The 16,702-nt window shown below is 42.1% G+C and carries 15 protein-coding genes and 1 pseudogene; 7 read left to right on the top strand and 9 right to left on the bottom strand.

All coding sequences use genetic code 11. The annotated features are described in order from the left end of the window. Positions 1–6: 6 nt before the first annotated feature. From N8A86_RS09840 to N8A86_RS09850, 3 genes are read right to left on the bottom strand one after another with little or no spacing between them, the layout of a single operon-like run. Positions 7–471 carry an ASCH domain-containing protein gene (locus N8A86_RS09840; RefSeq protein WP_273568910.1) on the bottom strand — a complete coding sequence of 155 codons (465 nt, stop codon included), beginning with the start codon at positions 469–471 and terminating at the stop codon, positions 7–9. A 47-nt stretch (positions 472–518) separates the two neighbouring features. Continuing rightward, the gene (locus N8A86_RS09845; RefSeq protein ID WP_273568911.1) at positions 519–2,225 is read right to left on the bottom strand and encodes a GMC oxidoreductase; all 1,707 of its coding nucleotides are present in this window, start codon (positions 2,223–2,225) and stop codon (positions 519–521) included. A 12-nt stretch (positions 2,226–2,237) separates the two neighbouring features. Beyond that, positions 2,238–3,941 (bottom strand): GMC oxidoreductase, encoded by a 1,704-nt coding sequence (locus tag N8A86_RS09850; protein ID WP_273568912.1) that lies wholly within the window; start codon positions 3,939–3,941, stop codon positions 2,238–2,240. 151 nt (positions 3,942–4,092) lie between these two features. Between N8A86_RS09850 and N8A86_RS09855 the strand changes: the two genes are divergently transcribed. The 7 genes and pseudogenes from N8A86_RS09855 to nadD all read left to right on the top strand — a co-directional run bounded on the left by N8A86_RS09855 (position 4,093) and on the right by nadD (position 9,056). After that, complete coding sequence (locus N8A86_RS09855; RefSeq protein WP_273568913.1) at positions 4,093–5,145, top strand: sugar phosphate isomerase/epimerase family protein; 1,053 nt, start codon at positions 4,093–4,095, stop codon at positions 5,143–5,145. Positions 5,146–5,162: 17 nt separating this feature from the next. Beyond that, complete coding sequence (locus tag N8A86_RS09860; RefSeq protein ID WP_273568914.1) at positions 5,163–5,927, top strand: 3-keto-disaccharide hydrolase; 765 nt, start codon at positions 5,163–5,165, stop codon at positions 5,925–5,927. Between the two features lie 47 nt (positions 5,928–5,974). After that, a complete protein-coding gene (locus tag N8A86_RS09865) occupies positions 5,975–6,802 on the top strand; it encodes a 3-keto-disaccharide hydrolase (RefSeq protein WP_273568915.1) in 828 nt (275 codons plus the stop codon). 67 nt (positions 6,803–6,869) lie between these two features. Beyond that, on the top strand, positions 6,870–7,001 hold the full coding sequence (locus N8A86_RS09870) for a hypothetical protein (protein WP_273568916.1): 132 nt from the start codon (positions 6,870–6,872) through the stop codon (positions 6,999–7,001). 10 nt (positions 7,002–7,011) lie between these two features. Continuing rightward, positions 7,012–7,869 carry a YicC/YloC family endoribonuclease gene (locus N8A86_RS09875; RefSeq protein ID WP_273568917.1) on the top strand — a complete coding sequence of 286 codons (858 nt, stop codon included), beginning with the start codon at positions 7,012–7,014 and terminating at the stop codon, positions 7,867–7,869. Continuing rightward, a pseudogene (gmk, locus tag N8A86_RS09880) lies at positions 7,869–8,569 on the top strand (guanylate kinase). Before N8A86_RS09875 ends, gmk begins: the two are co-directional and overlap by 1 nt. Then, positions 8,472–9,056, top strand: a complete 585-nt coding sequence (nadD, locus tag N8A86_RS09885) for a nicotinate (nicotinamide) nucleotide adenylyltransferase (protein ID WP_273568918.1) — start codon at positions 8,472–8,474, stop codon at positions 9,054–9,056. Before gmk ends, nadD begins: the two are co-directional and overlap by 98 nt. A gap of 146 nt (positions 9,057–9,202) precedes the next feature. Here nadD and N8A86_RS09890 read toward each other — a convergent pair whose 3' ends face one another. The 6 genes from N8A86_RS09890 to N8A86_RS09915 all read right to left on the bottom strand — a co-directional run bounded on the left by N8A86_RS09890 (position 9,203) and on the right by N8A86_RS09915 (position 16,382). Next, positions 9,203–10,339: a sialidase family protein gene (locus tag N8A86_RS09890; protein WP_273568919.1), complete on the bottom strand. Its 1,137-nt coding sequence runs from the start codon at positions 10,337–10,339 to the stop codon at positions 9,203–9,205. A gap of 21 nt (positions 10,340–10,360) precedes the next feature. Beyond that, the gene (locus N8A86_RS09895) at positions 10,361–11,440 is read right to left on the bottom strand and encodes an amidohydrolase family protein (RefSeq protein WP_273568920.1); all 1,080 of its coding nucleotides are present in this window, start codon (positions 11,438–11,440) and stop codon (positions 10,361–10,363) included. 261 nt (positions 11,441–11,701) lie between these two features. Beyond that, positions 11,702–12,106, bottom strand: coding sequence for a hypothetical protein (locus N8A86_RS09900; RefSeq protein WP_273568921.1), 405 nt, complete (start codon positions 12,104–12,106; stop codon positions 11,702–11,704). Between the two features lie 130 nt (positions 12,107–12,236). Next, positions 12,237–13,196 (bottom strand): CAP domain-containing protein, encoded by a 960-nt coding sequence (locus tag N8A86_RS09905; RefSeq protein ID WP_273568922.1) that lies wholly within the window; start codon positions 13,194–13,196, stop codon positions 12,237–12,239. A 108-nt stretch (positions 13,197–13,304) separates the two neighbouring features. After that, positions 13,305–14,024 (bottom strand): DUF6503 family protein, encoded by a 720-nt coding sequence (locus tag N8A86_RS09910; protein WP_273568923.1) that lies wholly within the window; start codon positions 14,022–14,024, stop codon positions 13,305–13,307. A gap of 57 nt (positions 14,025–14,081) precedes the next feature. Further along, positions 14,082–16,382, bottom strand: coding sequence for an inorganic phosphate transporter (locus N8A86_RS09915; protein WP_273568924.1), 2,301 nt, complete (start codon positions 16,380–16,382; stop codon positions 14,082–14,084). Positions 16,383–16,702: the final 320 nt, after the last annotated feature.

Consider the following 16,702-nt stretch of genomic DNA (forward strand, 5'->3'; position numbering starts at 1 on the left):
GGTGTTCTAGCGTTCAAAAACTTTTTCGAACTCTTGGCAGACAATGATCATACTCTCTCTTGGTACGCGACCAAAAGCTTCAAGTTCTCGGGTGTAGTAGTCCCAATGAACTTCTTTCCAATATTTCAATGACTTATCGCCTTCGCCCTCAAGTTTGGCATATTCGTCATCGATACTGAAAAATGGTTTAAGGATAACCTTCTTGGTTTCGATAATACATTGTGCTTTGCCCTCCCAGTCCGTAACAACGGTATAATCTCCTATTTTGGGCAATCTTTCCTTGCGATATTGCAGCCCTAACAAGGAGTCTGAAGTTGCTTTTTTGATTCCTTTTTTAACCAAATTGACACATGTATCGGCATCAGCCTGGTTATCACCAAAATGATAGACTTTCGGCGGTTCGTGAAAGGCATCTTCGAGGTGATTCTTTAGATAATCTCCCCACATGTTATTGGCTGAAGTATTGTCCATATTTCCTTAAACGTTTTTGGCTCAGTTTATATTGTTGTTCGATCTTGCTAAGAAAACTTGCCGGCTTTAAATTCTTTCGCTGCATGATTGGCCGCCCTGGCCGTAAATGCCATATAGGTCAACGACGGGTTCACACAACTCGAAGAGGTCATAAAAGCACCATCGGTCACATAGACATTAGATACCAAATGAACTTGATTGTTTTTGTTCACGATGGAGTTTTTTGAACTATGCCCCATGCGAGCACCTCCCATTTCATGTATGGCGCTTCCGGGCTTTGAATGGTTATCATATCCGTTCACGTCATCGAAACTGGCACGTTGCAACATTTCTTTTGCCTGCGCCATCATATCTTCACGCATCTTTAGTTCGTTATCTCTATACTCGACATTGAAATTCAATAAGGGCAGCCCCCATTTATCTTTTTTGTCGGTACTTAAGGTTACCTTATTGTCGTCGTGGGGCAAAACTTCTCCAAAAGCATTCATACCTATTTGCCAGTTACCGGGTTTCAAGATGGCCTCTTTCAAATCTTTGCCATAATTGGCCTCTGCAATGGCCAATGACCAATTGTGCCGACCGGCCCCGCCTTGATATCCAAACCCACGCACATGATTTTTGTTTTTGGTCTTTTGATCGAGGTTTACGAATCTGGGAATATAGAATCCGTTTGGCCTTCTTCCTTTGTAATACTTATCGAGATATCCTTTTACAGAAGCACTTGCCCCGACTTGAAAATGATGATCCATAATCCCACGACCGAGGGCATCTGAATCATTGCCGAGTCCATTCGGGAAACGTTCCGATTTGGACTGTATCAAAATACCGACGGACGCCATGGCAGAAGCACATAGAAAAATGACCTTGGCCTTAAATTCGAGTTTTTCTTGAGTTTCTGCATCTATGACCCGTACTCCTGTGGCTTTTTTGGTAACAGCGTCATAGATTACCTCATGAACAATAGAATTGGGCCGAAGGGTCATATTGCCAGTACGTTCGGCAGCAGGCAGTGTGGATGAGTTGCTACTAAAATATCCACCGAAAGGGCAACCTCGACTGCATCGATTTCGATATTGACAAAGTGACCGACCTTCTTGGCCTTCGACCACACCGGTCAGATTCGCGCTGCGGCCGATTGTCAACAGGCGTCCATCCTCGAATTTTTCGGAAAGGGATTTTTGTAACACCTTTTCGACGCAGTTCAATTCCATAGGAGGTAAAAAATGCCCGTCGGGCAATTGTTTCAAGCCTAATTTTTCACCATTGACCCCAATATATTTCTCCACCTTATCATACCAAGGTGCGATATCTTCATAGCGTACCGGCCAGTCGATACCATGCCCATCTTTTTTATTGGCCTCGAAATCGATGTCACTCCATCGATACGATTGCCTGCCCCAAGTGATCGAACGACCGCCGACATGATACCCTCTCAACCAATCAAAACGTTTGGTTTCTTGATAAGGATGGTCGATACCGTTGACAAAAAAGTGTGCACTGTCCTCGCCTGGCGCCCATTTTCTGTTTTCCGTATGATACTTCTCTTTTTCCTTGAGCGGCAATTGCCCTCTTAAGGGAAAATCCCAATCGTCTTTGTTCATGGTCGGGTAGTCTTTGATATGCTCGACCATACGCCCCCTTTCCAAGACCAAGGTTTTCAGTCCGTTTTCGCAGAGTTCTTTGGCGGCCCATCCGCCGCTGATTCCTGTGCCGACTACGATGGCATCGTAAATTGTTTCCTGTGGGTTTGGCATGCGCTGGTTATCTTACGAAAATTTTCCTGCTTTGAATTGGTCGGCAGCATGGTTCGCCGCCCGTGCGGTAAATGCCATATAGGTCAACGACGGATTCACACAACTTGATGATGTCATAAAAGCACCATCGGTAACGTATACATTGGGTACACTATGTACTTGGTTGTTTCTGTTCAAAATCGAGGTCTTCGGACTATGCCCCATTCTCGCGCCACCCATTTCGTGAATGCCCAATCCCGGGCCGGAAGATTCTTCATATGGCTCGACATCTTTAAAGCCCGAGGCTTTGAACATGGCGACGATTTCCTTTTTGATATCCTCGCGCATGCGATATTCATTTTCTTTGAATTCTACATCGAAATCGAGTTGGGGCAATCCCCATTTGTCTTTTTCGGTGGCACTTAGTGTCACTCTATTGTCATCATAGGGTAAAAATTCACCAAAACCAGTAACCCCGATTTCCCAGTGGCCCGGTTTGAGGATTTGCTCTTTAAGATTTTTTCCATAGCTCATTTCGGCCACGGCTTCGGACCAATCTCCTCGACTGGCAGTACCTTGGTAGCCGAAACCTCGAAGATATCCTTCCCGTTTTGTCTTCTCATCGAGATTGACAAATCTTGGAATGTAAAATCCGTTGGCCCTTCTTCCTTTATAATATTTATCGAGGTGCCCATCAACTTTGGCTCTGGCCCCCAATTTGTAATGGTGGTCCATAATGCCTCTTCCCAAGGCATCGGAATCATTTCCAAGTCCGTTTGGAAAACGTTCCGATTTCGATTGTAATAAGATTCCGACCGAAGCCATCGCCGAAGCACAAAGGAAAATTACTTTTGCGCCGAATTCCAATTTCTCGTTGGTTTCTGAATCGATTACCCTGACACCCGTAGCCTTTTTTGTTGCGTCATCGTATATAACTTCATGCACTATTGAATTTGGTCGCAATGTCATGTTGCCCGTTCTTTCGGCAGCGGGCAATGTTGATGAGTTACTGCTAAAATAGCCTCCGAAAGGGCATCCTCTCCAACATCGGTTACGGTTCTGGCACACGCCTCGGCCTTCAAAGGTTGCCTCAGGGTCGGTAATATGGGCGGTACGACCAATCGTAATCAATCGTCCATCATCAAACTTTTCTTCCACTGCTTTTTGAAACTGTGCCTCAACACAATTCAACTTCATCGGAGGCTGAAATTTACCATCTGGTAGTTGTGTAAGTCCCAAGGTCTGACCACTGACACCGATGTATTCTTCGACTTTATCGTACCAAGGTGAAATATCGGTATAACGAACGGGCCAATCGATTCCGACCCCCTCTTTTTTATTCGCTTCAAAATCAATATCGCTCCAACGATAGCTCTGTCTTCCCCAAGTAAGGGATCGCCCGCCGACCTGATATCCACGGATCCAATCGAATCGTTTTGTTTCGACATAAGGATGCTCAAGGTCGTTGACAAAGAAGTGTTTTACGTCTTCCTTGGGCGCCCAGCCCACACGATTTTGTATATGGTAATTCTTTTTGTCTTCCGTAGAAAGCTCGCCTTTTAGTGGATAATCCCAAGGGTCGTCGTTCATGGTAGGATAGTCTTGCACATGTTTTACCATAGGGCCTCGATCAAGCACCAAGGTTTTTAATCCGTTCTCACACAACTCTTTTGCCGCCCAACCGCCACTGATTCCCGTTCCTACCACAATGGCATCATATTGCTCTTCTTGATTCATTCCTTATTTTTTGTTTTAATTCTGATCCTTTTGCTATATTTATGACTTGACTTTTAAACAAAGGTAATCCCATATTAACCGATTAAATATAGGATATAATTCTTAAAACTGATTATATCCCCCAATTTCAATAACTCGATAAACTATTTTGATGAAAACAATAAAAGGACCCGCCGTATTTTTAGCACAATTCGTTGATAACAAAGCACCTTTCAATACGTTGGACGGGATGTGTAAATGGGCCTCCGATTTAGGATATAAGGGAATTCAGATTCCCACTTGGGAAAGTTTCTTAATTGATTTGGACAAGGCGGCCGAAAGTCAAACCTATTGCGATGAGCTCAAAGGGAAGGTAAATTCATATGGTTTGGAGATTACTGAACTTTCAACGCATTTACAAGGGCAATTGGTCGCGGTTCACCCCGCCTACGATTTGATGTTCGATGGGTTTGCACCCGATAGCGTAAAAGGAAACCCGAAAGCGAGAACGGAATGGGCGGTAGATGTCGTGAAAAAAGCGGCGACCGCGAGTCGAAGATTGGGCATAACCGCCCATGCGACTTTTTCGGGTGCGTTGCTTTGGCATACTTGGCATCCATGGCCGCAACGGCCTGCCGGGCTGGTAGAAATGGGTTTTGAGGAATTGGCCAAACGTTGGATGCCCATTTTGAACCATTTCGATGAAGAAGGTGTAGATGTCTGTTATGAGATCCACCCTGGGGAAGACCTTCACGATGGCGATACCTTCGAACGTTTTTTAGAGGCTACCGGAAATCATAAAAGAGTGAACATTCTTTACGATCCAAGTCATTTTGTATTGCAACAGTTGGATTATATCGAATACATAGACCACTATCACGAATTCATAAAATCGTTCCATGTGAAGGATTCAGAATTCAATCCGACAGGCAAAAAGGGTGCTTTTGGTGGCTATAACGATTGGGGAAATCGCGCCGGTAGATATCGTTCGTTGGGCGATGGGCAAATCGATTTCAAGACGATTTTCTCAAAACTGACCCAGTATGGCTGTGATGTTTGGGCCGTAATGGAATGGGAATGCTGTATTAAAAGCCCTGAACAAGGCGCTCGCGAAGGAGCAATTTTTATTCAAGACCATATCATTGAGGCCACTGAAAAAACATTCGATGATTTTGCGGGTTCTGCAGTAGATAAAGAAATGTTGAAAAAGATATTAGGAACATAAACCACAAATAATAACGAATGAAAAAATTACTTTTCACAATTGTTTTGGCAGTGGCATTTTTGGGCTGTAAGGAAAAAACAAAGGAAGCTCCGATGGAGGAAGATGCTGCGATGACCGAAGCAAATACCGAGGTAATGAACACCGATGATGAATGGACAGCGCTTTCGTTAGATCATTGGGAAGCCTTTCGAGGAGGGGAAGTTCCAAAATATTGGCAAGAAGAAGATGGGGCCATTGTATTTCATCCGCCGACTGCGGAGGAACGAAAGGGCGAAGATGGGAAGAACAAATCCTTTAATCTAGTCACAAAGGATGACTATTCAAGTTTCGTACTTTCTTTGGAATGGAAAATCACCGAGGCAGGAAACAGTGGCATTCTTTGGGGCGTTAGCGAAGATGAAAAATTTAAGGAGCCCTATCATACCGGTCTGGAAATACAGGTCTTGGACAATGAAAAACATCCCGATGCCAAAAATGGCACAACGCATCAAGCAGGAGCATTGTATGATTTGGTGGAACCGTCGGAAGATGTCACCAAACCTATCGGGGAGTGGAACACCGCCATCATCACCGTTGATCATACTACAAACAGCGGTAGTTCCGTTTTGAACGGGGTAGAAGTTGCCACTTTTCCCGTTGGCGGAGATGAACTTGCTGCCAGGTTAAAAGGTTCAAAATTCGAAAATTGGGAAGGCTTTGGAACATTCAAGTCAGGAAAAATCGCGCTTCAAGACCATGGCGATGTGGTAACCTTTCGAAATATCAAGATCAAGAAACTTTAATAGAGGAATGTTATTTGACATACCGTTCAACCACTAAAAACTATATAATGAAAAAACTATATTTTCTGGCAATCGCATTAGTTGCCTTTTCATGTAAAGAAGCACCCAAACAAGATGCTTCCGAAGTAGCGCAAGAAGCTGAGGCCCCGAAAGACAACGTAATCACGTACGAGGAATATTCACAGCCGGAACCCACCGAGCCAGAGGCGACCGAATATTACGAACCAAAGGTACCAGAAGTGAAACCAGGCAAGAATGGAGCTCCCCCAAGTGATGCCATCGTACTTTTCGATGGAAGTGACCTAGATGCCTGGGTAAGCTCGAAAGACAGTGTTTCCTTGGCACCATGGCATTTGAACAAAAACGGAAGCATGACCGTTGCCGACAAGACCGGAAACATTCAGACCAAACAGGAATTTGGAGACATGCAATTGCATATCGAGTGGAAGTCGCCCGCGGAAGTTAGAAGGGAAGGTCAAAACCGTGGAAACAGTGGTGTGTTTATAAGCGGGATCTATGAAATACAGGTTTTGGACAATAACGATAACCCAACATACGTAAATGGACAGGTAGGCTCGATTTATAAACAAGGTCCGCCTTTGGCCATGGCCTCGGTGCCTTCTGGAGAATGGAATACGTACGATATCATTTATCATATGCCCGAATTTAATGCTCAGGGTGGAAAAATAAAATCTGCAACGGTAACCGTGCTTCATAACGGTGTTTTGATTCAAGACCATACCGAGATAAAGGGTACAACGCCATATATCGGCTGGCCGAAGAATCCCGCACATGGCAAAGGGCCCATTATGTTGCAGGATCATGGTGACGACAGCCGTGTGAGTTACCGTAATATTTGGGTCAGGGAACTGTAAGGCCTGAGCTAGAAATCATTATTGGTTTTTTGGTTTCAAAAAACAAAGAATATCATTGATTGTTGAAATGGCTAACAAGAAAAAAAGTTACTGGATTATACTGCTCATCATAATTTTAGCATTGGTCGCCTATATGGGTTACCTCGATGGTCATGAGGATGTAAATGAAGGAGAAATACCTAAAACCGCAATCGAATAAATAAGATTTTATGATCCAATCCATGACCGGATTCGGGAAGCATGTTGTTCAGCTTCCGACTAAAAAGATTACCGTTGAACTGAAATCATTGAACAGCAAAAGCTTGGATCTCAATGCTCGAATGCCCTCGGCCTATCGCGAAAAAGAACTTGAACTTCGAAAAGAGATCGCCAGTTCTTTGGTCAGGGGAAAAATCGATTTTGGTCTCTACGTTGAATTGACGGGAGATGAAACCTCTGCACAGGTTAACGAAGGTGTTGTTCGGCAATACATGAAGCAACTCAGGTCGATTGCCGATGGCGATGATATTCGATTGTTGGATATGGCCTTGCGTCTTCCCGATTCCTTGAAGACCGAACGTGAAGATCTGGACGAAGAGGAGTATAGAACCATACAAACGGTCTTGAAGGAAGCATTGCGCGAAATCAATATATTTCGTTCTGAGGAGGGAATTGTTCTTGAAAATGATTTTTTGGAAAGGATTAACAATTTAGAAGATTTACTAGCCAAGGTACTCGAAATGGATCCCGATAGAACCTCTACAATTCGAGAACGTCTCGAAAAGGCCGTGAACGATATCAAGGCGGAAGTCGATGCAAATCGGTTTGAACAAGAATTGATCTATTATTTGGAAAAATATGATATTACCGAAGAAAAAGTGCGATTGGCCAATCACCTTGATTACTTTGCAAAGACCTTGAAATCAGACGATTCCAATGGTAAAAAGCTAGGTTTTATAACACAGGAAATAGGTCGTGAAATCAATACTATTGGCTCAAAAGCGAACTATGCGCCTATGCAACAAATCGTTGTTCAAATGAAGGATGAGCTCGAAAAAATTAAGGAACAGATGCTGAACGTGTTATAATGAAAGGTGGTAAATTAATAATTTTTTCGGCACCTTCCGGAAGTGGTAAAACGACCATAGTGAGGCATTTGTTGGAGCAACCAGATTTGAATCTAGCATTTTCGGTATCGGCAACATCAAGACCGAGGCGCGGAAAAGAAAAAAACGGAGAACATTATTATTTTATGACCGTAAGCGAGTTCAAAAAACACATCAAGAACGATGATTTTTTGGAATGGGAAGAGGTATACCGCGATAATTTCTACGGAACGCTAAAGAACGAGGTAGAAAGACTTTGGGCCGAGGGCAAAAATGTCATCTTTGATATCGATGTTGCAGGAGGGCTTCGGATAAAGAAAAAATTTCCCAAGGAAACACTGGCTGTTTTTGTAAAACCGCCGAGTGTAGACGAACTGAAAATACGTCTGAAAAAAGAAGTACCGAAAGTGATGACAAAATCAATATGCGTATTGCGAAGGCTTCCATAGAATTGGCGACAGCGCCCCAGTTCGATACAATTATCAAAAACTATGATCTCGACATCGCGTTAAAGGAAGCCCATCAATTGGTAAAGGATTTTATAAGTGACAAGCCTATCAACAAGAGCCAAAAAAAGAGTGAGCGTGAAAAAGATAGGGCTTTACTTTGGTACATTCAACCCTATTCACGTAGGTCATATGGTATTGGCGAACTACATGGTAGAGTTCTCGGGTTTGGATGAAGTTTGGTTCATGGTAACACCTCAAAGTCCCTTCAAAGTAAAAAAAACACTTTTGGATGACCACCACCGCTATCAGATGGTGTACGAGGCCACAAAGGAGTATCCCAAGTTAAAACCAAGCAAGATTGAATTCGATTTGCCACAACCGAACTATACCGTAAATACATTAGCGCATTTAATGGAAAGCCACGATTCGGGATATGCATTTTCTCTCATCATGGGAGAAGACAACTTAAAGGGATTTCATAAATGGAAGAACTATGAGGTTATTTTAGAACATCACGATATCTATGTATATCCAAGGATATCGAATGGGAAAATCGAGCATCGATTCAAGGATCATCCAAAAATCAAGATGATAGAAGCGCCCATCATGGAACTATCTTCCACTTTTATCAGAAAACAACATAAGGCGGGTAAAAATATACGGCCCATGCTGCCCGATGCCGTTTGGAAGTATATGGACGAGATGAACTTTTATAGGTAGCAAACTTTTTTTAGTCTTTAATCTCCGTATGCTTGCGTCGTACTTTACATTTTTGGTTCCGAGAATCCGGAAGGAATTTATTTTATAGGTTCCGTCCTGAATTTTCGGAATCGGGATGATACCTCAAATATTTGCCTTGAAGTAGTTCATTCCAAAACGATACTCCTAAACCTTATTTTTTTATACTCGTCGGTCTCGTAGATGACACCGAGTGTGTTTTCATCCAACTGCACCATGTCAGAATAAGCTGAAAATCCATTATGCACTTTGTAAAAGGGCAGCCATGTTTCGGTATGGTCGTGACTGACCATGATAATTAAGTTCTCACGTTTGTCATAGGACGAGGGTGTGGAGAAAAACACACGGTCATTGTAACTTAAAAGTGCCGATTGAACGATGGGACTTGGAAATTTGTCAGACTCTACGATGGGCTTTTCAAAAGTTAGTCCGCCATCAATGCTTAAGGTTTCCCCGCGATTTTTTTCGGCGGAACCGCCCTTATGATCCCTGGTATTGACATAGATTCTACCGTCATTTAATTCGGAGATAGTCGTCTCATTTGCCCTAACGGCATCGGAGATATTTTCATCAACGGCACCTATTTTCCAATTAGTTCCTTGGTCATCTGAGTAGACCAGGGCCATGCAATAGGCGGTATTTCCTTTTTCGATGCTTATGGCAACTGGGGCGACCAGTCTTCCGGCAAACCGTCCATATTGTAACTGAATACCATGTACCGGGCCCAACGCATGCCATCGCCAGGTCTTTCTTTTCACCTGACGTGTAATATCCTTGGGAATATCCCAGGTCTTTCCATCATCCGAAGAACTTGTTAAAAAAGCCTTACGTTCATTTTTGAGACCGTACTCTTTGTTCAAGATATCGTGTTCACTTAGGGAAGTGGTATTGAAAAGCAGTACGATTTTATTTTCCTTTGCCACGTAGATTGGAACCGGATTTTGAACCGCCAACGTATCAAGGTCATGGAGCACCTGAAGTGGTTCCCAGGTTCTTCCTTTGTCAAGCGACCGTCTATACACCAAATCGATGTCTCCAAAATCACTGGTCGAATTCTTTCTGCCTTCGGCAAAGACCACCAATGTTGTTTTTGTTTTTATGATGGTAGGAATTCTATACGCGTAATACCCATTGAGTCCGCCGTAAAAGGGAATTGAAACTGACGACGAATCATTTGACAGATCTATAAACTTTTGGTCGGTAATGGTTTGACATAGACCATTTGCTGTCAAGAGCACAAATAAAATAGACAATAGTGAACGCATAAGGTGCTTTCGGTTCATTCTTTATTTCAGTATACGCTCGGCATTTTCATGATACAATTTTCGAAGTATATCGGCGCTTAAATCAAAACCGTTCAGGGGCCAATGGTATGAAAATCTGTCGTTATCATAAAAATGTTCATCGGCAGTTTCAAGAATTCGAAAGGTCGTTCGGTACATATCGGCGGAATTGCCCATATCAGTGCCGTAAAGCAAACGATCTTGATATTTTTCAAAAAATGCTTTTGCCCTTCTTGGTATTGGCGCCAATTCCGCGTAGCGCGCACCAATCTCTGCGTATAAATTGGGGTAGGCGTCCAGAAGTCCGCCAATAATATCAAGGTCATGACTGCAATTTGCCAAATGACAAGCGATGAACGTTGTACCTGGATTTTCCCTGACCGCATTCTCCAAGGTTTTAACCAATTCGTTATGCAGTAGCAAGTCTTTTTTAGTGGTATCTATTTTCCATTGGTAAGCGTTCATGAGCCCGTCATTGTGTTTGTCCATGGGCAAATACATCCAATATGGATCGGCCACGTGAACGGTTACAGGCATGCCGAGTTCTCCGCATCGTTTTAACAAGGGTTGCATGCGTTCATCATCGATATGCATTCCCTTGGCTGGCGGTGAAGGTTTTGAATAAAAAAGGCCTTCCCCTTTATCGCCCAATTCACCGACCCCTTTGGCACCGGCTTCAAAACACCGTTCCAGTTCCTTGACCGCTTTTTTACTCCAGCCAGGTTCGTTATATCCGGTATAATCGAAACCGCACCACACCTCGAAACGGTCACCATAGTTTGAATATAGATTGTAAATACTGTCAAATCGCTTTCCCGTGGAATAGGTCAGCACCAGTGATTTTTTGATCCCCATTCGGTCCATGGTGCGTACCCACTCCTCGATTTCTTCCTTTGATTTCGGGTCAGGATGCGTGTGTACATCAATAACAGGAAATTTTGCTTTGTCTACAGTTGTCTTAGTAATATTATAGATGGAGACAGGGTCGAAATCTTTTAATAGTAGACTGTCCTGCGCAATAACTGATATACCCGAAATGGCAAGTAAAAGGAATGCAAAAAGAAATTTTCTTGTAATGTTCATAGTGTTCAATTATTTAGTTGGGTATATCGCTTCCAAAAAAATGATTTGTTTCGCCCAAGTTATGGCCTCGCCAAAATCGAGAGACCAACCTACTTGATTTCGGCGATTGTAAATTGTTCATCGAAAAAGTAAGACCCAAGCCTTGATTGTATGGTTTCACAGACTGTCTTTTGAGTATTGGTCACATCTTGAAATATATATATATCAAGATACGATATACGTTGCTGAAAATCAAAATCCGAGAAATTCAAAATAAACTGATTACTTTTCAAGAAGATCTTGGGACCAATTGAAGGCGGATTCCATGTCATGAAAAACACCAATTGGCTTTTTAATGAAAAGTTTTTCAATGGAAGCGAGCATTCTTCGATATCGGTTCTGGGAAACAATGGCAAAACCTATAAAATTGGGAAACATTTTTACCACTTCCCCATATCCTACTGGATCCATTGAGTATGAATTTAGGCGGTGTGAAACATAAACAATCGGCTCGGTAGTACCATAAATCTGTTGCGCCAGTTGAATGGGTTCGATGGCATTTTCTTTGGTCACATGAACGCCTTCGTAAAACTCACCAACGACTATGTTGGTATAAAACAAGAACCTGCCGATGTCAAGTTCATGTTCGATAATTAATTTTTGCTTAATTCCGGGGGAGGTTTCCATATATTAAATGCCCTAACAATATATAATTTTTAGGGGAGTAAAATCGGAGCAAAGTAAAAAATCTTTTAAAAACTTATAAAAGCATACCGGGTTGTTGGAGTATCAAGCTTGTAGAATACCAAAAAGTCCATTAATCGTTGATATCGAAGAGAATGGTGTGGTATTCAAAATCTCTAAGGTCATCACCCATTTTTACATTTTTTATGGTGACGATATAAGGAATGTCCTCTAGATTGTTGGATTCTATCCCTTCGGGAACCCATACTATAGTACTATCGCCATAAGCATCATCTAATTCTTCTACGCTCAAAGAAATGGAGTTTCCATCCGCATCTTTCATGCTTATTTGAGTAGCTGTAAAATCGGCATCCTTGATCGAGAACGACCACCTGGGATAAACAACTCGGTTCGGCACATAACCTTCGGGGGGCCATGCAATAAAATCAGGTGCGTCGGTAGGTGGGTTGCCTGCATTGCCCAATACCCAAATCGCGTTCGAAACATTGGTATTGCCAATTCCGATTTCTTGTAGCCGTGGCCATAAAAGCCATCTTCTGTGGCCTACCGGACCATTATTTGCACCGTAATCCCGAACGTACGAATCGATGGCCTCGGCATTCTTCGACATGGTCAATAATGAACTTCCGGCACCGTCTTTGCCTTCAGTTGAATAGCATTTCCAGCTTTCAGGTGGAAAGTGATCTAAGGTATTATTGGCATGCATCATAAGCGCGGCCCGCTGGGCTTTATCGCTCTTGGTAAGATTTTCGGTAATTTCGTTGTGAAGTCCCGCAGCTTTTCTAAAATAAGCCAAACGGGTGAATATCTTTTCTTTGGTAGACTGCGGCACGGAACCTGGGTCACAGGCCGCTTCGCTACCGGTCCAGGCATTATCCTCTGTAGCACTCTTCGAGGCTACATAGTAATCATTATATAATTTTTGCGCAATTTCTTTGGCGGAAAGATCTACTGGAATTTCTTCGGGACCGATAGTATCGACATCCCCGTCTTTTGAACATGAGATGATAAAAAATAATATTGCTGTGAGTGAAAATAAAGACTTTTGTGATTGAAGACGAAGCGTAGGCATAGATAGATGCGGTTTGGGTTATCTATCTTCTAACGTATTTTTTTCGCTACTCGGTATGTTTCCTCGACCAACGGCATACCCGTTCATCGAAAAACAAAAAAATCATCTTTACAATGATGAAGTTTTGGTCAATACATCGGTGCCCAGATAGTTTTCATCCTTATTATAATACCAAGCTCTTGTTTTGGGCATCTTTATTCCTGATACGGTCTCCTCACCGCTCAAAAGAATATATTCGCCGTCGTTCTTTGCTTCGTCATGGAAAAATTGATAGACTTCCATAGCATAGGTTTTCGGGTCGAAATAGAAATACCAGACGTCTTTACCTACGGCTTCCTCGTAACTTGTTTTCAAAACCAAATACTCTTTTCCCTTAAACTTTTTGCTTTCAACTTTTGATGAAATAACCGTACCTGGATTTTTCAATTTCATAGGAAGTCCATAGAGATAGGTGTAGTAATCTTTCATAAGTTTGGCTCGATCACAGGTTAATCTATATTCTTCTTTAGCTTCATTTGAAATGGAGTTGCTTCCATTTAAAGAGAGTGTACAATCATTTTTATGAATCCTTTGGAGGATATCATTTCCGTCTTGCGAATACGATAGCTCGAAGAAGCGTTGAGGAAAATCGATTTTGATGGTACTGATTCGCCGTTTCTCATCGGGTGTGGTCATGGTAACTTCTAGGATACCCTTGAACGATTGCCAATTTCCATCGGGGTCATGATATTGAATGGCGTTTTCCAAAAGTTGTTCTCCGGTAATTTGTTGTGCAATACCTTTGGTGAAGGTCAATAGTAAATAAGAAAAAAGAATGTACCTAGTCATAACATTGATTTTGCCAAGGAACAAGGTACTTAATATTATTGAATTTCGTAATTGACTTTACTCTTTGGGGCCTTCAATTTTTATCGGTAATATCGAACTGTCATGCGCATTATAATATTGTTCCAGTAAATTGATTGTGGTTGTAATGAGGTCTTTGGTTTCCAGTAAAAGTGAGAAATAAAGTGTTGTATTTTTAGGACTTGATTCTTCAGTTCTGGTTCGGGCAACTTGTTTTTCGATTTTTTGCGAAACCATGTCGAACAATTCTTGCTTTCGGCCAATAATCGAACCGACCTGCTCAAATGAACGTTCGTCAAACGCTTTTTTAGTCTGATTGAAGATTTCTTCCAGAGTATTGTCGATTTCCTGGAGTTCTTTTATTTGATTGTATTTCAGCTTTTTATGATTGTTGTTAATGTGTTTGTGACTTACTTTGCCAATATATTCCAATGACTGTGTAATATCCGTCAAATAGCCTAGTACGGTAATATAAAAATTACTGGCCCCTACACTGGTTTCATCAAGGTTCTTAATAAAGTAAAATATATGATCACGTAACTCGTCGATTTCAGCTGCAAGTTTTGACCCCTGCTTTTTATTCTTTTTCAACAAGTCCAAATCTTGTTTGGCCAGACCGTTAATAGAGTTAGAGTAAATTTTATTGCTTCTTTTGAGAACGTTGGCAATGTTGTTCGCACTTTCTTCAATAACTCCTTGAATAGAACAACTCTCGGCCTTGTTGAGCGAGTCTTCGGCCCTGATTTCCTTGGACTTCTTGTTATAGGAAATATAGTTTCTTACTAATAAAAGGATTGCAAAAAATAACAACATGGCAATAGCTACACCTTTGCCAAAACTGATCAGTGCAAGAATGGTTCCTGCGGCGATAAAAGCTATTATTGCCGTTCCGAACCATCCACCGATTACATTCAGTACGCCTGCAACCCTATAAACAGCACTTTCGGCCCCCCACGCCCTATCGGCCAAAGAGGTTCCCATGGCTACCATAAACGTTACATAGGTGGTGGATAAGGGAAGTTTGTACGACGTAGCAATCGAAATTAAAATACCGGCCACCATAAGGTTTACCGCGGCACGTACCATATCAAATGCGGGCACTTCGTACTTTTTGTCCCTTGCCAGGGATATGACAGGTTTTTTAAACTGGGCATCGATTTTTTCTTGTGTGGATTTCGGAAGAAGTGATGAGCTCACCTGTGAAATGCTTGTCGCGAAACGTACAATACCCCTAGAAAGAAAATTAGGTTGAAACCGCTCCTTAGCTTCCCCCTCACGGGCCAGGTTGATTTCGGTATCGGCAACATATCGCGCTTTTTTGGATAACCACAACGTAGCTACCATGACCATTCCCGAGAAAAAAAGTAATAGGGTCGGGGTCGGTACTTTAGAAGACAATACGTTCATGCTGAATTCTGTGGCAGCTACACCGGAAGCCTCCCAAGCTTCGTACGATTGCCAAGCCGCAATGGGTACCCCGATAAAGTTGACGAGGTCGTTTCCTGCGAATGCGAGCGCAAGTGCAAACGTACCTACACCGATAATAAACTTGTAAATATTGGTCTTTACAAAATTTATTAAGAGATAGGAAAGTATCGACCATAGTATGAAATTGGCGGTAATAAGTATTGCCCATTTGGCTTCCAGGTAATCCTTTATCGTCATATCCCCAATAAAATCAAGACTTTCTTCGGCGAATGCGGTACCTTTAATTCCCTTCATTAAAATAAAATAGGTAATTGCCGAAAGTGCCGCACCACCGAATATCGCACCTACCCAATTCGCTTTCTTTTCGAAATTATAGGATAGTAGCAACCTAGATATCCATTGCACAAACGCCCCGACCGAAAAGGCGACTACCACCGATAATAGTATCCCGAAAATGATCTCTGTCGCTTTTGATGTATTGATATAATTTACCACATCGTCAAAGCTACCGCCATCGGCGCCGATCTTTATCAAGGCCATTGCTACTGATGCACCGAGAAGCTCAAAAACGATTGAAACCGTTGTTGAGGTCGGCATACCTAAGGTATTGAAGAAATCGAGTAAAAGGATGTCGGTAATCATCACCGCCATGAAGATGAACATAATCTCGTCGAACATGAACTCGCCCGGGTTAAAAATGCCCTTTCTGGCCACCTCCATCATACCGCTTGAAAAAATCGCGCCGAGGGCTATTCCTAAACTTGCAACGATCATAATAGTCTTGAAAGAAATTGCCTTTGATCCGATGGCTGAATTCAAAAAGTTCACGGCATCGTTGCTAACTCCAACAACTAAATCCGCAACAGCTAAAAAGGCTAGTGCGATAATCATTAAAAAGTAGATATTGTCCATATTATTCAGTTCAAATAAACATGCAAACGTACTGTAAATCTTACCAATGAATGTAAATAAAACGTTATGAATTGGGGGGTTAAGACCCTGTTTTCGGATAAAAATCGGGTTAGGTGATAAATTCTGAATTGCTCACATTAATAAGCCATCAAATTACTTTGGTTGGGCGTCGCAATTCTTTTGGAGAGGAATGAGCACCAAGACCATTGATTACAATTAATTTACATTATATTTATGTTAAATTAACATGAAGCAAAAATCAATTTGAACTACGGTTTTTACGATATTTTACAACTTTTTGGATCATTAGGTCTATTTCT

The organism is Maribacter halichondriae, from assembly GCF_027474825.1.
Taxonomy (GTDB): Bacteria; Bacteroidota; Bacteroidia; order Flavobacteriales; family Flavobacteriaceae; genus Meishania; species Meishania halichondriae.

What these genes read in the sequence shown, in the direction of transcription:
- N8A86_RS09845 (WP_273568911.1), bottom strand. Translation starts at nt 2,225, where the DNA reads ATGCCAAACCCACAGGAAACAATTTACGATGCCATCGTAGTCGGCACA.
- N8A86_RS09890 (WP_273568919.1), bottom strand. Translation starts at nt 10,339, where the DNA reads ATGCGTTCACTATTGTCTATTTTATTTGTGCTCTTGACAGCAAATGGT.
- N8A86_RS09865 (WP_273568915.1), top strand. Translation starts at nt 5,975, where the DNA reads ATGAAAAAACTATATTTTCTGGCAATCGCATTAGTTGCCTTTTCATGT.
- N8A86_RS09855 (WP_273568913.1), top strand. Translation starts at nt 4,093, where the DNA reads ATGAAAACAATAAAAGGACCCGCCGTATTTTTAGCACAATTCGTTGAT.
- N8A86_RS09900 (WP_273568921.1), bottom strand. Translation starts at nt 12,106, where the DNA reads ATGGAAACCTCCCCCGGAATTAAGCAAAAATTAATTATCGAACATGAA.
- N8A86_RS09895 (WP_273568920.1), bottom strand. Translation starts at nt 11,440, where the DNA reads ATGAACATTACAAGAAAATTTCTTTTTGCATTCCTTTTACTTGCCATT.
- N8A86_RS09850 (WP_273568912.1), bottom strand. Translation starts at nt 3,941, where the DNA reads ATGAATCAAGAAGAGCAATATGATGCCATTGTGGTAGGAACGGGAATC.
- N8A86_RS09840 (WP_273568910.1), bottom strand. Translation starts at nt 471, where the DNA reads ATGGACAATACTTCAGCCAATAACATGTGGGGAGATTATCTAAAGAAT.
- N8A86_RS09860 (WP_273568914.1), top strand. Translation starts at nt 5,163, where the DNA reads ATGAAAAAATTACTTTTCACAATTGTTTTGGCAGTGGCATTTTTGGGC.
- N8A86_RS09905 (WP_273568922.1), bottom strand. Translation starts at nt 13,196, where the DNA reads ATGCCTACGCTTCGTCTTCAATCACAAAAGTCTTTATTTTCACTCACA.
- N8A86_RS09915 (WP_273568924.1), bottom strand. Translation starts at nt 16,382, where the DNA reads ATGGACAATATCTACTTTTTAATGATTATCGCACTAGCCTTTTTAGCT.
- N8A86_RS09910 (WP_273568923.1), bottom strand. Translation starts at nt 14,024, where the DNA reads ATGACTAGGTACATTCTTTTTTCTTATTTACTATTGACCTTCACCAAA.
- N8A86_RS09875 (WP_273568917.1), top strand. Translation starts at nt 7,012, where the DNA reads ATGATCCAATCCATGACCGGATTCGGGAAGCATGTTGTTCAGCTTCCG.
- N8A86_RS09870 (WP_273568916.1), top strand. Translation starts at nt 6,870, where the DNA reads ATGGCTAACAAGAAAAAAAGTTACTGGATTATACTGCTCATCATAATT.